The sequence below is a fragment of the Photobacterium sp. DNB22_13_2 genome (assembly GCF_052873915.1).
The window spans coordinates 1-238 of record NZ_JBNNXU010000282.1 but is presented as its reverse complement, the minus strand read 5'-3'; the positions used below and the strand labels follow the sequence as shown (position 1 = coordinate 238).

Annotated in this window: 1 protein-coding gene; it reads left to right on the top strand. The window is 63.0% G+C overall.

The window, feature by feature from the left end; genetic code table 11:
* A partial coding sequence (locus ACVA58_RS28650) for an efflux RND transporter permease subunit (RefSeq protein WP_446513617.1) occupies positions 1–238 on the top strand: 238 nt, incomplete at both ends.

Here is a 238-nt window from a genome sequence, read left to right as displayed (position 1 = left end):
GAAGCAGATGACGTCGTCCAGTTCGGGCGGCGCCTCGGTCATCACGCTGCAGTTTGATCTGTCGCTGTCGCTCGACATTGGTGAGCAGGAAGTGCAAGCGGCCATCAACGCCGCCGGCAACCTGCTGCCGAACGACCTGCCGATGCCGCCGATCTACAGCAAGGTCAACCCGGCGGATGCGCCGATCCTGACGCTGGCGATCACCTCCAACACGATGCCGTTGCCCAAGCTGGAAGAC